General features: G+C 38.7%; 12 protein-coding genes. 4 read left to right on the top strand and 8 right to left on the bottom strand.

Annotated features, from left to right (window positions below; translation table 11 throughout):
• Positions 1-40: 40 nt before the first annotated feature.
• From cysE to AC1PJ9_RS16055, 6 genes are all read right to left on the bottom strand, one after another.
• Positions 41-856 (bottom strand): serine O-acetyltransferase, encoded by an 816-nt coding sequence (gene cysE, locus AC1PJ9_RS16080; RefSeq protein ID WP_263613518.1) that lies wholly within the window; start codon positions 854-856, stop codon positions 41-43.
• On the bottom strand, positions 849-1,688 hold the full coding sequence (locus AC1PJ9_RS16075) for an RNA methyltransferase (RefSeq protein ID WP_263613519.1): 840 nt from the start codon (positions 1,686-1,688) through the stop codon (positions 849-851). Before AC1PJ9_RS16075 ends, cysE begins: the two co-directional genes overlap by 8 nt.
• A gap of 14 nt (positions 1,689-1,702) precedes the next feature.
• Positions 1,703-5,263 (bottom strand): DNA polymerase III subunit alpha, encoded by a 3,561-nt coding sequence (gene dnaE, locus AC1PJ9_RS16070; RefSeq protein ID WP_311087800.1) that lies wholly within the window; start codon positions 5,261-5,263, stop codon positions 1,703-1,705.
• Between the two features lie 209 nt (positions 5,264-5,472).
• A complete protein-coding gene (locus AC1PJ9_RS16065) occupies positions 5,473-6,540 on the bottom strand; it encodes a type II asparaginase (RefSeq protein WP_022574713.1) in 1,068 nt (355 codons plus the stop codon).
• Between the two features lie 684 nt (positions 6,541-7,224).
• Positions 7,225-8,532, bottom strand: coding sequence for a dicarboxylate/amino acid:cation symporter (locus tag AC1PJ9_RS16060; protein ID WP_263613521.1), 1,308 nt, complete (start codon positions 8,530-8,532; stop codon positions 7,225-7,227).
• A gap of 466 nt (positions 8,533-8,998) precedes the next feature.
• Complete coding sequence (locus tag AC1PJ9_RS16055; RefSeq protein WP_263613522.1) at positions 8,999-10,429, bottom strand: pyridoxal phosphate-dependent aminotransferase; 1,431 nt, start codon at positions 10,427-10,429, stop codon at positions 8,999-9,001.
• A 240-nt stretch (positions 10,430-10,669) separates the two neighbouring features.
• Here AC1PJ9_RS16055 and msrB point away from each other — a divergent pair, with 240 nt between their 5' ends.
• From msrB to AC1PJ9_RS16035, 4 genes are all read left to right on the top strand, one after another.
• The gene (msrB, locus tag AC1PJ9_RS16050) at positions 10,670-11,089 is read left to right on the top strand and encodes a peptide-methionine (R)-S-oxide reductase MsrB (RefSeq protein ID WP_004702186.1); all 420 of its coding nucleotides are present in this window, start codon (positions 10,670-10,672) and stop codon (positions 11,087-11,089) included.
• Positions 11,086-11,571, top strand: coding sequence for a glutathione peroxidase (locus AC1PJ9_RS16045; protein WP_002050111.1), 486 nt, complete (start codon positions 11,086-11,088; stop codon positions 11,569-11,571). Before msrB ends, AC1PJ9_RS16045 begins: the two co-directional genes overlap by 4 nt.
• A complete protein-coding gene (locus AC1PJ9_RS16040) occupies positions 11,571-12,416 on the top strand; it encodes an AraC family transcriptional regulator (protein WP_311088070.1) in 846 nt (281 codons plus the stop codon). The genes AC1PJ9_RS16045 and AC1PJ9_RS16040 overlap by 1 nt, the downstream gene beginning before the upstream one ends.
• Positions 12,417-12,480: 64 nt before the next feature.
• Positions 12,481-13,113 (top strand): LysE family translocator, encoded by a 633-nt coding sequence (locus AC1PJ9_RS16035; RefSeq protein WP_311087799.1) that lies wholly within the window; start codon positions 12,481-12,483, stop codon positions 13,111-13,113.
• A gap of 57 nt (positions 13,114-13,170) precedes the next feature.
• On the opposite strand, the gene dapC is transcribed toward AC1PJ9_RS16035, so the two are convergent.
• Positions 13,171-14,340, bottom strand: a complete 1,170-nt coding sequence (gene dapC, locus AC1PJ9_RS16030) for a succinyldiaminopimelate transaminase (RefSeq protein ID WP_311088069.1) — start codon at positions 14,338-14,340, stop codon at positions 13,171-13,173.
• A 25-nt stretch (positions 14,341-14,365) separates the two neighbouring features.
• Positions 14,366-17,029 carry a [protein-PII] uridylyltransferase gene (gene glnD / locus AC1PJ9_RS16025; RefSeq protein ID WP_263613524.1) on the bottom strand — a complete coding sequence of 888 codons (2,664 nt, stop codon included), beginning with the start codon at positions 17,027-17,029 and terminating at the stop codon, positions 14,366-14,368.
• Positions 17,030-17,042: the final 13 nt, after the last annotated feature.

Genomic DNA, 17,042 nt, shown 5'->3' with positions numbered 1-17,042 from the left:
ACTTGCAAGGGTAAGCGTGTTACATTATGAATCAAGAATATTACGTTTTTGATGTCTTGTTTTGTGCACCGCATTCACGACGAACTTCTTCAAGAATTTTTAGCTCTTCATCACTAAAAGGCTGTTCATCTTGGCTTTCTTTTTTGAAAGTTGGATCAAGTTCAGATAAGCGTTGGCACAAATTATTCATACGTGTTTCGTTGTGTTGAATACGATCAAGTAAAACTCGCATTCCTTCTAAAATCGGATCAGATTGATCAGCAGTAGTCGCATACGGAGCAAAACCAATACTCTGTGCATAATCACGGCGACGTTCTTCATCTTTATCTTTAGTTTTATCGGCATCTTTATAAATATAGCGAGCAGGGTTTCCAACTGCTGTTACACCAGCAGGAACAGCTTTTGTCACCACAGCATTTGAACCAACTTTAGCACCTTTACCTACTGTAAATGGGCCTAAGATTTTTGCACCAGCTCCTACAACCACGCCATCTTCTAGCGTTGGATGGCGTTTGCCAGTTTTCCATGTGGTACCACCTAAGGTAACACCATGATAAAGCGTTACATCGTCACCAATTTCAGCAGTTTCACCTATTACAACGCCCATACCATGATCGATAAAGAAGCGTTTACCAATTTTGGCACCAGGATGGATTTCAATACCTGTTGCAAAACGGCTAAATGATGAAACAAAGCGAGCAGTCCCTTTGCAGTCTTTTTTCCAAAGCTCATGTGCAAGTCTGTGCAAGAGCAAGGCGTGAATACCAGGATAAGTAGTGAGTACTTCAAATGTATTTCGTGCAGCAGGATCTCGCGCGAATACAGCCTGTATATCTTCTTTAAGCTGTTTAAGCATTGGATTGATCCTCCTTGTCCGATGATGCTTTTTTCCATTTGCCGCTAGTCAGAGCTTGAACTCGACTAAAAATACCGCGAAGTAAATGATATTCCATACGATCTAATTGTATACGACCAAATAAACGACGCAAGCGTAAAGGTAATAAACGTGGATTTTCTGGATCTAAAAATTCAATTTCGGTCAGCATTTTTTCCAAATGAGGATAAAACTCTTCCATTTGTTGCTGAGTGACTAAAGGCTCATCCCATTGCATGCTTTGACCTTGAGCAAGTGGCATTTGTCCATCATCAGAAGTAGACTCTTTTTGCTCTAATACCGACATGCGAAGTTCGTAACATACGACTTGAATCGCTTGAGCAACGTTAAGTACACCATACTCCGAGTTTACAGGAATAGTAAGGTGATAGTTTGCTAAAGCTAATTCTTCATTGGTTAAGCCGCGGTCTTCACGTCCAAAAACAATAGCAATCTGTTGACCTTGTGAAGCTGCCTTAATTGCTTCTTTGGAAGCAGGGCGCACATCAAGCAAAGGCCATGGAATAGTACGGCTACGCGCACTCGTTCCAAAAACTAAATGGCAATCTTTAATCGCGTCTTCGAGTGTTTCAACAATTTCAACTTGTTCTAATAAATCTTGTGCACCAGCAGCAAGCGCCTGAATATCTGGATGTGGATAGGTCTTTGGTGAAACCAGAACCAACTTACTCAAGCCCATTGTTTTCATTGCGCGTAAAGCACTGCCAATATTAGCAGGCAAAGTGGTATTGACCATCACAATACGCACTTGTGCTAATTGTTTTGACACAGCGGTGTCGTCAAACAAACTCATAAGATTTCCAGAAATTACGAATATTGAGAAACTTCGCTTTGGTATGAATCCAACGCATCATCAATAGTCATGTCCACAGGAGGTGAGGCAACAGGTTGTGGACGAACAGGTTCTGCTGCTTTAGCTGCCTTAGATTTTACCTGATATTCAATATGAATATTATCTTTGCCAAAGTAATCTCTCAGTTTGGCAAGAAGTTCATCTAAAGGAGCGACTTTCCATTGCGGACCAAGCTGAAGCTCAGCTTGAGCATATGGTTGGTCAATCTGTAGTTGTATTGCAATATGCTGATGCATATCGACATTACAATAAGGCAATAATATATTTTGTAGATCTTTAGCCAAACTTGGTTGCATTAAATCATGGGTTAATTTGATTTGAATACTGTTGGCACGTTTTTGTCTGATTTCATTTAAGTTAAATGCTTTGTTTAATCGCCCCATTGGACGATCAAAGCCTTCACGCTCATAAATTTCGCCTTCAAAGACCACTACACGTTCAACTTGAATGATATCTTTAAAGCGTTGGAAACGCTCATGGTTACAGCTGACTTCAATACGTGCTGTTCCATCGTCGAGTACGATAACAACACGGTTTGGGAAGTTGGCTACATCAAGAACAAGACCTGCATAAACAGTCGTTACGCCGCGACGAGTTGCTGTAATTTCGTTAAGTTTTGCAGGAATAAATGCTTTGAGTTCTTGACGGTAAACATCAATAGGGTGACCTGTTAAATACAAACCAAGAGTGTCTTTTTCACCCTTAAGACGAACTTCATCGCTCCACGGCTTAACTGGCTTGGCGGGTTTACGTTGAACTTCTTCAACTTCACCAAATAAGTCCATAATGCCGCTTTCACGGTTACTACGTGCTTGTTCAGCAGCTTGTACGGCTTCTGGCAATTGAGCCATTAAACTCGAACGTTCAATACCTAAACAGTCTAGCGCACCAGCACGGATAAGTGCCTCTAAAGTTCGTTTATTGATTTTTTTCAAATCAATACGGTGGCAGAAGTCGAACAGGTCTGTATAAGGCCCTTGCTGACGGCGTGAGTCAATAACAGACTGCATTGCCTGTTCACCAACACCTTTAATTGCACCTAAACCATAAACGATGGTTTTATCATCACTGGCATGGAAATGATAAGTCGACATGTTAACTGAAGGAGGTAGAACTTCGAGTCCATTATTTCGACAGTCATCAATCAAAAATACGACGCTGTCCGTGTTCTGCATTTCCGATGACATTACCGCTGCCATAAATTCGGCAGGGTAATGAGCTTTTAACCATGCTGTATGGTATGCAACAAGAGCATAAGCAGCCGCATGTGATTTGTTGAAACCATAGCCCGCGAACTTTTCCATATAGTCAAAGATATGGTTGGCGGTGCTTTCATCAATGCCTTTTTGTCCAGCACCTTCAAGGAAGATTTGGCGTTGTTTCACCATTTCTTCAGGTTTCTTTTTACCCATTGCACGGCGAAGTAAGTCAGCGCCACCAAGCGTATAACCTGCACAAATCTGTGCAGTTTGCATTACCTGTTCTTGGTAAACCATAATCCCGTAGGTTGGCTCTAATACACCTTCCAGCAATGGATGAAGATATTCAAAATCTCCACCATGCATACGGTGAATAAAGTCAGGAATCAGGTCCATCGGGCCCGGACGATACAAAGACACGAACGCAATAATTTCTTCGAATTTACTTGGACGTGCTTCTTTCAGCATTCGTTTCATACCGACGGATTCAAACTGGAATACCGCGGTTGTATTTGCATCGGCAAAGACAGAATAAGCTTTCGGATCGTCAAGAGGGACGTGTGAAATGTTTAAAGGGTCATTGCCACGGTTTTTATTAATATTTTGAATAGCATCTTCAATAACGGTTAAGTTACGTAAGCCCAAGAAGTCGAATTTTACAAGACCTGCAGCTTCTACGTCATCTTTATCGTATTGAGCTACACGGTTAGTACCGTCGGCGTCACAAAGTACCGCAGAGAAATCGGTAATTTTACCGGGTGCAATAACAACACCACCGGCATGTTTACCGGTATTTCGGGTAATACCTTCTAACTTTAATGCCATTTCCCAAATTTCGCTGGCATCATCGTTATCAGGGTTTGAAGGGTTAGTTACGATATCTTTAAGCTGAGGTTCCATCTCAATAGCAGTTGCCAAATCTACACCGAGTGGTTTAGTTGGAACCATTTTTGAAATACGGTCAGCTAGACCATAAGACTTACCTAAAACACGGGCAACGTCACGAATTGCACCTTTTGCTGCCATGGTTCCGAAAGTTGCAATCTGAGAAACCGCTTCACGGCCATAAGTACGTGATACGTAGTCAATAACACGGTCACGACCTGCGATACAGAAATCGACGTCAAAGTCGGGCATCGATACACGTTCCGGGTTTAAGAAACGTTCAAAGAGTAGGTCATAACGAAGTGGGTCAAGGTCGGTAATTTTTAAGCTATATGCAACCAATGAACCAGCACCAGAACCACGGCCCGGGCCTACAGGGACACCATTATTTTTTGCCCATTGAATGAAGTCCATGACGATAAGGAAGTAGCCGGGGAAACCCATCTTCAGGATAATACCGACTTCATAATCAATTCGCTCATCATATGGCTTACGAATTTCTGGCCAGTCTTCACCACGTTTTTCAACTGGGTAAAGATAGTTTAAACGCTCTTCCAAACCTTCTTTTGATAAGTGCTCAAAATAGCTGTCGATGGTAAAACCATCAGGAATTGGGTACTCAGGTAAGAAGTAAGTGCCGAGTTTTAAGCTGACATTACAGCGTTTAGCAATATGATATGTGTTTTCAATAGCACTCGGGATGTCTGAAAATAGCTCGATCATTTCATCTGAGGTTTTGAAATGCTGTTCCGGGCTATATAAACGTGGACGTCGGTCATCTGCTAAAACATAACCATCTGCAATACATACACGTGCTTCGTGTGCTTCGAAGTCTTCTTTTTCAACAAAGTGCACATCGTTATGTGCAACTACACCAATTTTGTATTTAGCTGCAAGTTTGGCAGCTTCTTGAATAAAGTCTTCTTCGCCCGGACGATCAGTACGTGTTAAAGCAAGATAAACACGATCGCCAAACTTTTCGATCCACTCTTCAAGTAAAGGTTCAGCTTTTTGTGGGTTAGATGAGCAAAGCATTTGCCCAACATCGCTGTGCTGACCCAGTAAAACAATAATATCTTGGTGTTGTTCTAGAACCCATTCTTTTTGTACGCAAGGGATACTGAGTTGTTGACCTTCAATGAAGCCACGCGAAACAATTTCAGTCATACCTTTCCATCCAACCTCACTCATTGCAAGTAACGTTGCACGATGCTGGGCATCGTTAAGACGGATGGTGCTACCTAAAATAGGTTTAATACCTTTTTTTAGACAAGAGTTATAAAACTTTACAGCAGCATGCAGGTTGGATAAGTCGGTAAGTGCCAGCGCAGGCATTTCATCCTTTACAGCAGCCTTGACCAAGTCGGGTATGCGAACAATCGACTCTGTAATCGAAAATTCTGTGTAAATACCGAGATGAACAAACTGCATAAACCAATCCTTAATGCGACCGAAGCATAGTTTAACACGCAAAGTTCAAACGAAATGCTTAATATTTTGGCAACTGTTATGGATTTTAGTATTTAAACAGAATGTTGAGAACACGAGAGTGGAGGATTGACCAAAGATGGTGCGTATTTTAAAGGAGAGAATTAAGGAGAAAAGAACCAGCCCAAACTGAGTTGGGCTGGTTGAAAAACTTAGTACTGCCAGAACATGCGTTGAATTTCTTTAGCATCATTCGTCTTGGTAAGAGCTAAAGCTGCAAGAAGACGTGCTTTTTGTGGGTTTAAATCATGAGCAGCTACCCAACCATATTTATCATCAGGTTGTTCAGCATTACGTAATACGAAACCTTGTGGTACACGTGATGAACGGATAATTTGAATACCGTCTTTATCATGAAGTTTTTGTAAAGTTGGAACGATATAGTTCGCAACAGAACCGTTACCTGTACCCGCATGGATAATCGCTTTAGCGCCAGCTTTTGCATATGCTTCATAAGCATCAGGAAGCATAGAGTCTGAACCGTAAACGATTTGTACGAGTGGAAGTGCATCACCTTTAATATTTTCAATATTAAATTCTGAAGCATTTGCAAAACGTTTAACAGACTGTCTGAACCAGTATGGTTTACCTTCAACTAATGTACCTAAAGCACCCCATTGGCTAACAAAAGCATTTGTATGAATGTTAATGCCTTTAGTTACATCACGTGCAGCAAAAATAGAGTCGTTCATGAGAACCATAACGCCTTTATTTTTTGCTTCATCAGAAGCTGCTAAAGCAACTGCGCTATAAAGGTTAAGTGGTCCATCTGCTGAAAGTGCAGTTGAAGGACGCATTGAACCAACAACAACAATTGGTTTGTCAGTATGAACAACAAGATTTAAGAAAAATGCTGTTTCTTCTAAAGTGTCTGTACCATGAGTAATTACGACACCATTCACAGATGGCTTCTTAACAAGGTCGTTTACTTGACGAGCAATTTGTAATAATTCCTTGTCAGTAATACTTTCAGAAGCAACCTGTAATGCTTGAATACCGCTTACATTTGCCAAATCTTTGATTTGTGGCACTGCATTGATTAAAGCATCAACTGGAACTTTTGCTGCTGTGTAAGTTGCACTATTTGCTGAGCTTGCGCCAGCACCAGCGATTGTACCGCCAGTAGCAACGACAACAACATTGTTTTTTGCGTAAAGTGGGAGAGAGCAGGCCAATAAGCCCATAGCTAAACCGAAAGATTTAACAGTTTTAGTCAACATCGAAAATATCCTTATGAAGTGACGAAGTAGAAGTTTGCTGAATACGCCTGCTTGTCCTAAGCAAAATACATACCATGTAAAACATATTCGCAACTTGTTTGAATAAGAAGCATCCCTGAATATCATTTTGTTTCGACAACAATCATTTAGTCATTGCTTTTATTCAGCGCTAATAAATATCATGAAAAAAATAAAAAATCTATTAAGTTTTTCTAATTTATCTCTCTTTTTTTACTTTTTTATATAAATATTACAAATGACTTTTTTATTATTATAAAAATAAAAAATAACAGGTAGTTTTGAAGTTTTATTTACCATATGATAATTTTATATTATTGATTTTTAATGTTATGGTTGAAATTGTAAATAATATTAAAATTCATATAGTTAAACTCAATAATAATTTCAGTTATTTAATATAAATAACAAGAAATAAATTGAATTAAAAAGTAAGCGTTTGATCTATATTTTTAAAAATATAAATTTTGATTGTTTGGTTTTTATTCTTTTTTTAAGGTTTGGGTTTGAGAAATTTAATAGGAGTTAAAATCTATTTTTTGGACTATTATTTAATATAAAAATGTCCGTAAATTTTGATTGTTTAATTTTAGAATAAAAAAAAGAGCAATTTTATTGGTCATATAAAATTGCTCTTTAGTTGGGAGAGTGGGAGAAAAGAGAAACTTAAGCGATCGTTTGTTCTTGTGTTGTTTTAATTAATACTGGTTCTGGTGACTCTTCAATATCAGCAACTTTGTCACCTTCAAGTTTTGCGACGACTGCGGTAGCAATACTATTACCAACCACATTTGTAGCGGTGCGGCCCATATCTAGGAATTGATCAATTCCGAGCAATAATAAAATGCCAGCTTCAGGTAAATGGAACATCGTCAGGGTTGCTGAAATCACCACAATAGAAGCTCTCGAAACACCTGCAATACCTTTACTTGTCACCATGAGAGTTAACAGAATTAAGATTTGCTGGGTGAAGCTCAAATCAATATGGTAAGCCTGCGCAATAAAGAGTACTGCAAATGTGGTGTACATCATTGAACCATCTAGGTTAAATGAATAACCCAAAGGTAAAACGAAACTGGTCACTTTTTTAGGCACACCGAACTTATTTAGGGCATCCATAACTTTTGGATAAGCCGATTCGCTCGAAGCTGTAGCAAAAGCAAGTGTTACAGGTTCACGAATTAACTTACCTAAACGGAAGATATCTTTTTTAAGTACGATTGCACCAACAGAGAACAAAATGATCCAAAGTAATAAAAGACCGAAGTAGAACTCTGCAATTAAAATACCGTAGTCAACAATTAAGCCTAGGCCTTGTACAGTAATTGCAGATGCAATCGCTGCAAACACTGCTACAGGTGCAAATTTCATGACGTAATCAGTAATACGGAACATGATTTTACTGAGTTCATCCGTTAGACGAATAATAACGGAGTCTTTTTCTTTACCCTGATTGACATAAGCAAGTGCTGAACCAAAGAAAATAGCAAATACAAGCACTTGTAAAATATCATTGTTCGCCATGGCTTCTGCAATACTGCGCGGGAATACATGGCTTAAGAATGACTGTAGTGTAAAGCCAGTAGTCGCTGGGAGAGTGGCGCTACTGAGTTCTTGAGCTGTTGGTAATACTAAATTTAATGCTGCGCCAGGCTGGAAAAAGTTGACTAAGCCCATACCGATTGCAAGCGATACAAACGACGCAGTAATAAACCAAGTCATTGACTTAAGCGTGATACTACCAATAGAAGTTGATTTACCCATAGATACAATGCCAGACACAATTGTGGCAAATACCAATGGTGCAATAATCATTTTGATGAGACGTAAAAAGATATCTGTGACGATATTAAAATAAGAAGCGATTTGCTTCAGTTGCTCACCTTCGTTAAAGAAGTGGTGACAGATCCAACCCGTCAATACTCCTAATAAAATAGCAACCACAATATACTTGAGCAATTTCTTTTGCTTCATATGAACCTCTATCCTTTGGGTTCAATCATCTTTTAGATGGGCTAGAGATGATTGAAAAGCTTTCCTTGTAACTTCAGTTCGGTCCTTTAACTGATTTCATCTTCCTAAATCTGCATCAGTGTTAACCGAATCGAATATGGTGATGTTGTTATGGAAAGGGATTGTTGCTCGATTTTGAAGCAGTGTGAAATGCAAAAAAATATCAACTCATGCATTTTTTGCATAATTACTAAAAAGCAAATAGAGGAAAAATATAATAATTTAATCGAATGGTAAAAAATTTAGGTTTCTTTTTAAGGAAGGAGGGTGGTGAATTAAATTTATTAAAAATATATATGAATCAATATATTAATTTAATTTATTAATTTTTTTAAATAGAAGTGAATAAATTTTAAATGCATATATAGATGATATAAAAAACAAAAAAGGCATCTAATTTAAGATGCCTTTTTTATTATGCATTTTTTTAACGGCGATTTGCTAAGAAACGACCTAAACGACCAATTGCTTCACGTAATTCATTTTCTGCTGGTAAGAAAACAACGCGGAAATGGTCTGGTGTTGGCCAGTTAAATCCCGTTCCTTGTACTAAAAGTACTTTTTCGGCACGAAGTAAATCTAACATTAATTTTTCATCATCTTCGATTGGGTAAATGTTAGGATCAAGTCGTGGGAAACAATACATCGCACCTTCTGGTTTTACACAGCTTACCCCAGGAATTTCATTTAACATTTCCCATGCGATATTGCGCTGTTCATATAAACGACCACCCGGGCGGATCAAGTCATTAATGGATTGATAGCCACCAAGAGCAGTTTGAATTGCATATTGAGCTTGTACGTTTGCACATAAACGCATAGAAGCCAACATGTCTAGGCCTTCAATATAATCTAATGCACGACTTCTATCGCCTGTGATTGCCATCCAACCTGAACGGAAACCCGCAATACGATAAGCTTTTGATAAGCCATTGAACGAAATACATAGCTGATCGCCGGCTAAAGAGGCAACTGAAACGTGCTCAATTCCGTCATAAACAATTTTGTCGTAAATTTCGTCAGCAAATAGAATAAGGTCGTATTTCTTGGCAAGTGCCACAATTTGTTCAAGCACGTGGCGTGGATATACCGAACCTGTTGGATTGTTCGGATTAATGATCACAATACCGCGAGTATTTGAAGTAATTTTACTTTCAATATCGGCAATATCTGGATACCAACTATTTTCTTCATCGCATTTATAGTGAATGGCTGTACCACCTGAAAGGTTAACGGCTGCTGTCCAAAGCGGATAGTCCGGCATTGGAATGAGCATTTCATCGCCATCGTCAAGTAGACCTTGCATAGCCATTACAATAAGTTCAGACACACCGTTACCAATATACACGTCATTAACGTGCATATTTAGGATGCCTTTTTGCTGGTAATACTGGCAGATCGCTTTACGTGCTGGAAAGATACCTTTCGAATCAACATAGCCAATTGCATTTGGCAGGTTTAAAGCAACGTCATTAATAATTTCTTGTGGTGCTTCAAAACCAAATGGAGCAGGGTTGCCGATATTTAGCTTAATGATTTTATGTCCTTGCTCTTCCATTTCATTGGCGGCTCGTAATACAGGTCCGCGAATGTCATAACAAACATGCTCAAGCTTCGATGATTTCTTAATTTCACGAGAAGTTGGCATGGATTGGAGAGTAGCAGTATTTTTAGACATAGCTGGATTCACTTTTGCATATCGGTATAAATAACTTTTAAATGTTTTAACTGTCACCAAATTCAGATCGTGTTGATCTTTTAGTAATTCAACAATTTTTTCATGGGTAAAGCCCGATTGCTGATACTGTTTGATAACTGGTAATAGTTGCTGGAAAAGCACACTTTTTTTCTGAGACATGTTTTGTCCTATACAACCGTGCCAAACAAGAATAGCACCATCTTTGCTTCCTTGAAAGAAAATAAAGCATAAATTTGCTTACTTTTGTTTTTATAATTTGCTTACCTTTTGCTTTCCATTGCTTAGATGATTAAATTCCAACAAATTTTACGTTCAGAGACTAGTGTTTTTTTGATGAATGGCGTAAATATAAAATACGATTATCAATTTATGTTTACATCAGAATAAAAGGTGCAGCTCATGGGAAAAGTTAATAAAACAGACCGGGAATGGCAAAGAGAGTTATCACCAGAAGAATATCGGATAACGCGACAAAAGGGCACTGAACCAGCTTTTACGGGGCAATACTGGAACACTAAGCAACATGGTACTTATGTTTGTCGTTGTTGTGGCGCGGAATTGTTCTCGTCAGATGCAAAATACGATAGCGGTTGCGGCTGGCCAAGTTTCTTTCGTCCAGTAAATGGAACGGTCATTGAAGAACATGAAGATTTAACGCATGGTATGGTCAGAACAGAAATTGTTTGTCATGATTGCGAAGCTCATCTTGGGCATGTTTTTGAAGATGGACCACAGCCGACTGGTTTGCGCTACTGTGTGAACTCGGCATCATTACAACTTAAAACACAAGAAAAAAATGACGAGGAAACTTATCCATGAGTAACATTTATCAGTTTGAAGCTGAATTGTTAGAAGGTGATATTAAGCAATTTGCTGATTACAAAGGTAAAGTTTTATTAATTGTAAATACTGCCAGTAAATGTGGTTTTACTCCACAATTTGCGGGTCTCGAAAAACTTTATGAAAAATATAAAGATCAAGGTTTAGAAGTTTTAGGTTTTCCCTGCAATCAGTTTGGTGGGCAAGATCCAGGAAATAATAAAGAAATCGGGGCATTCTGCCAGCGAAATTATGGGGTAAAGTTCCCTATGTTTGCCAAAGTAGATGTAAAAGGGCCTGAAGCTCATGTGATTTTTAGATATTTAACACGTGAAGCAAAAGGAATTTTGGGAAGCAGTAGCATTAAATGGAACTTTACCAAGTTTTTAGTTGGCAAAGATGGCTCAGTTTTGAATCGTTATGCACCTACAACCAAACCAGAAGCATTAGAGGCCGATATTGAAAAAGCATTAGCGGGCTAATCAATTCAATGAACGCTATTCCTCAAACTTTCGAGTTTTGGCAAGATCGGCGAATGCCATATGTTGAAACTCGAAAGTCATGTCGTAGTCGGACATGTTATAAATCTCATAGTCATCCAACATTTTCAATTGGTGCGGTAGACGAGGGGAATAGCATTTTTCAAAGTTCTTTTGGCACTGCCCAAGAGATCTCTGCGGGTACTTTAGTTATAGTGCCCGCACATATTGAACATTCTTGTAACCCGAAGCCAAATGAGGCTTGGAGTTACCAAATGCTGCATTTAAATATAGCTTGGTTAAGTCAGTTGTATTCAGAATTTCAAGAACAAGGTTTTGATTTGCATCTACCTCAGCATAAGCCGCTCATTATAAAGGACGACTCTTTATATGAAGCTTTTACTGAAATGAATGAGACATTATTTGATTCGCAAAAGTTAATTCTTGAAAAAGAACAGTCGCTTCTTCATTGTCTTATACATTTGTTATTGCCTCATTTTATTTTAGAAGAAATACAAAAACCTCAATATTTATATAAAGATTTTCTAAATTTGGTCGATGTGATTACTTCTTCTGAGAATTTTATTTCTTTAGAGGAACTTGCCCAGCAGGTTGGTTTGAGCAGATACGCAATCATACGGCTATTTAAAGCAAATGTTGGTTTAACACCGCATGCCTTTCAAATAAATTTAAAGATTAACCAAGCTCGAGAACTCCTTAAACAAGGAATTTCACTCGCAGAGCTGGCTGTCAATTTAGGCTTTAGTGATCAAAGTCATTTTCATAAAGCATTTAAAGCACATACTGGCGTTACTCCTCGACAGTTCCAACTTGCAGCCGCGCAATAATTTACAAGAAATAATTCGATTCTATTTTTAAGATTTTCCAGACTGTTTTATAGATGAAGCTGTTATGGAAGTTTTTTTAGTTATTGCATTTACTCATTTCTTAGCATTGTTATCTCCGGGTCCAGATTTCTTTTTAATTCTCACTAGTCTTCTGCAAAAAGGACGCGGTTATACCTATGGTGTTGTTTTGGGCATTACTTTCGGAAATGCTTTAATTTTAGCTGCATGTTTGTTTGGTTTTATGCTGCTTGGAGATTTGAGCAGTAGCATTCTTACATTATTGAAATGGCTTGGTGCAGCTTATTTAGTTTATTTGAGTGTTCTTTGCTTTAAGGCAGCCAGATCTAGTGTTTTATCTTTTTCAACTGAAGACAATAATTTAAGTGATCAAGCCAACCTTAAGCAAAACAAAATTAAAAGTTTAATGTTAGGTGTGCAGTCTAGTCTTCTAAATCCTAAAAATATTATGTTTTATAGTAGTTTGATGCTGCTTATACAATATAAGTTTAGCTTAATTCAAAAACTGCTCATGAGTGTATGGATGGTTGGAGTTGTTCTTGGTTGGAATATTCTACTGATTGGATTACTTGCTCAGGGGCGGGTTTTAGACAAAATTAAGCGCTCTGCGACAGGTTTATACTATTGTTCTAGTGTTGCTTTTATTATTTTTGCTGTGCTTTTGATTACCTATAAATAGTGTTATAGCCCAGTTGTACAACCTGAGTAAAAGGCTGTACAACTGCTAAGAAGAGACTTAAAGAACTGCTTTTAAACGCTTAACTACTTCTTCACATTGTGCCAAATCTGCTACTAAAGCCATACGTACATGGTTGGCTCCAGGGTTACCTTGTTCCGTATCACGAGATAGATAACGACCCGGTAAAACTTTAATGTGTGCTTTTTCCATGAGCATCTTGGCAAAAGTTTCATCATTATCAACTTTTAGCCAATAGTAAAAACCAGCATCAGGTTTTTGTAATGGCAGTAAATGGCCTAGTTCAGATTGGAATAAGTCAAATTTTGCACGATATTGCTTACGGTTTTCTTCAACATGCTCTTCATCATTCCATGCTGTAATTGATGCAAGTTGATGTTGAACAGGCATTGCTGCACCGTGATAGGTACGGTATTGCAAATATGGTTTTAATAAATCAGCATCACCTGCTACAAAACCTGAGCGCATACCCGGTAAGTTTGAACGTTTAGACAGTGAATGAAATACGACACAGTTTTTATAGTCATCACGACCAAGTTCTGCACAAACCTCTAATAAACCTGTAGGTGCTTGCTCGAACCAAAGTTCTGAATAGCATTCGTCAGAAGCAATAACAAAATTATATTGATCAGATAATGCAATTAGCTTTTTAAATTGTTCTTTAGAAAGCACAGTACCTGTTGGGTTCCCTGGTGTACATACAAAAAGAAGGGCTGTTTTTTCCCAAACTTCTGCTGGTACGGCATCAAAATCACCTAAGTAACCGTTTTCTTCTGTGCAATTAATGAAGTATGGCTTTGCGCCGGCAAGTAATGCTGCACCTTCATAAATTTGATAAAACGGGTTTGGCATTACCACATATGGTGCATCTTCACGGTTAATTAATGCCTGTACAAAAGAGAAAATCCCTTCACGTGTACCAGACACAGGCAAGATGTGGTTTTCAGCACTAATACTATTCAGTTTAAAGCGCTTAGTTAGCCAATCTGCAATGCTTTGGCGAAGCTCTGGTAAGCCTTTACTGTTTGGATAAGTGGATAGATGGTTAAAGTTATCAATAATAGCCTGTTTAACAAACTCTGGTGCTGGGTGCTTCGGTTCGCCAATTGATAGAGGAATCAAGGGAAGGTTAGCTGGGGTAATATCCTTAAAAAGTTGGTTTAACTTTTCAAATGGATACGGATGTAATAACGACAAGCTAGAGTTCATTAAACAGTTACCAAGTAGTTGAGTTTCAGTGCTGACAAATTTGATTAGATGCTTCATCTAATGCAGCTTTCAGTTTTTCCGAGAAGAGTTTAACCTCTTCGTGATTCAGCGGTTTTCCATCTTTTTTGGTGACAAAGAAAATATCTTCTGCACGCTCACCTAAAGTTGCAATTCGAGCTGAATGGATGTCTAAACCTTGCATCATAAATAAACCACCTACACGTGCAAGTAGACCAGGATGGTCAAGTGTTGAAATTTCGACCATGTTTTGCTGTAAAGCTTCATTCAATGTAACGTCGACTGTATTTTCAATATCGAAGTGACGTAATTGACGTGGAATACGGCGTTGCATGAGTCCCGGGTATTGGTCTGGTTGGCTAAGTGCTTTCACTAATGCATTTTTAACCGTTTCTTCGCGTTCTGGGTCGGTAAGTAATGTACCGAAACGATCGAGTACAACATAGGTATCTAAACTAAATGCCGTACTTGCCGTGATAATTTTTGCGTCCTGAACGTCTAGGTTCATTCGGTCTAAAACGGCAACGGTTGTAGCAAACAGGTTAGGTTGATCGCGTGTATAAATAAAGATTTGTACCGCATCTTGAGCTGCTTTACGGTGAGCACGTAAGAGGACTAATGGCTCAGGGTTATCGCCGTGTTTTAAAATAGCTTGTGTGTGCCATGCAATTTCATCGGCCGATTCTTTAATGAAGTATTCATCACCAAGTTCTTGCCATACTTTTTCGACATCTGCCAATGCGAAGTTATTCACGAGTAATTCACTTGCTGCAAATTTGGTGTCTTCAATCAGCATTTGATAGTCAACAGGACGGCCTAAACCAGTACGGATTACATCACGGGCATGCGTATAAAGCTGACGCATAAGCGAGGCACGCCATGTGTTCCAAAGTTTTGGATTTGTCGCATTAATATCGGCAACCGTTAAGGTGTATAGATAATCGAGATGCTCCATATCGCCAAGTTTTTCTGCAAAATCTTTTACGACGTCTGGATCAGAAATATCTTTTTTCTGAGCAGTGAGTGACATGAGCAAATGGTTTTGAATCAACCATGCAATTAATTTGCATTCACGTTCTGTAAAGCCATGTGCACGCCCAAACTCAATTGCATCTTCGGCACCGAGTTCGCTATGGTCACCACCACGACCTTTTGCGATGTCATGGAATAAAGCAGCAATAAATACAATATCTTGACGCGCAAGACGTTGGAAAACCGAACTTACAACAGGAAACTCTTTAGCAAACTCTGGCTCTCTAAAACGGTTTAAATTGCGCAGTAATAGTAATGTGTGAGCATCGACTGTATAGATATGGAATAGGTCATATTGCATAAGACCCATAATTTGCCCAAAAGCAGGAATGTAATTTCCTAAAACACCATAACGTTTCATCGCAACCAAGGTATCGTATAGACGATACGGTGAGCGAATAATCGACATAAACAATGCTTGGTTTTCTGGGTTATTACGGTAACTTTGGTTAATTCTTTTCGCTGCAAGAATCAGTAAGCGCAAAGTACGAGCGCGAATACCTTCGATATCTGGTCTATTCGCTAAAATATAGAACAACTCTAAAATCGCACTTGGATGTTCTGCAAATATTTTATGATGCTGTACGGCAAGTTTATTATCGACAATTTTAAAGTGATCATTAACAACTTCAATTTTGCGTTCGTAGTTGGGTAGTCGAGGGGTAATCACCGATTCGCTAAAATACGCCAGCAGCATTTCATTCAATGTCGAAACCTGTTGCGCCGTACGGTAGTAGCGTTTCATGAACTGCTCAACGCCGTAATTTACAGGTTGACCTTCTTGACGAACATAGCCAAATTTTGCGGCGATTTCTCTTTGGTGATCGAAAAGTAAACGGTTTTCGTCACGTTTCGCTAAACGGTGTAAATGGTGACGAATTTCCCAAAGAAAACTTTCAGCTTCTTCTAAAACACCCAGCTCAAATTCTGAAATAAAGCCTAAATGTACTAAGTCATAAATACGGTTTACACGAAAGTGGCGTTTGGCAATCCAACCAATCTGATTAATATCGCGAATACCGCCAGGCGCATTTTTAATGTCAGGTTCTAAATTGCTTTCAGTATTGTTGTGTTGGTGGTAACGCTTAGCTTGTTCTGCCATTTTTGCGTCATAAAAGGTTTTATCTGTCCACGTCTGCGAAACAATGCGGCGAGGCCATCTTGCAAGTTGAGTATTACCTGTAATTAAACGAGCTTCAATGAGTGTAGTTGCAACGGTTAAATCGGTAGCAGCCTGCTCAACACAACTTTGAATGGTACGAACGCTAATGCCGGGTTTAAAGTTTCCAACGTCCCATAATGAAGAAATAAAGGTAGAGATACGTTTTTCATTTTCTTCACTGATTTCATGTTCTGACAAAATCATGATATCGACGTCAGAGTAGGGCAGCATTTCACGGCGCCCATAACCACCTACAGCAAAAAGACCTAATTCAGTCTGATCAAGTTCAGCATGTTTCCATAAAAAGATCAGTGCTTCGTCAACTAGATCTGAACGGGCTTTAATAATTTCACGAATAGATTGCCCATTTTCATATGAATCTTGCAATTGCTTTTCTACATCCGTTCGCCACTGATTAATGGCTTTAATATCATGATGACTTGAGACATAGTTCAACAATGGCGATGTATTGATCATGAAAATGGGTCTA

The sequence above is a fragment of the Acinetobacter sp. 70_2 genome (assembly GCF_056736115.1).
Note: the sequence above shows the minus strand (reverse complement) of the source record. Positions and strands in the feature narration are given on the sequence as shown.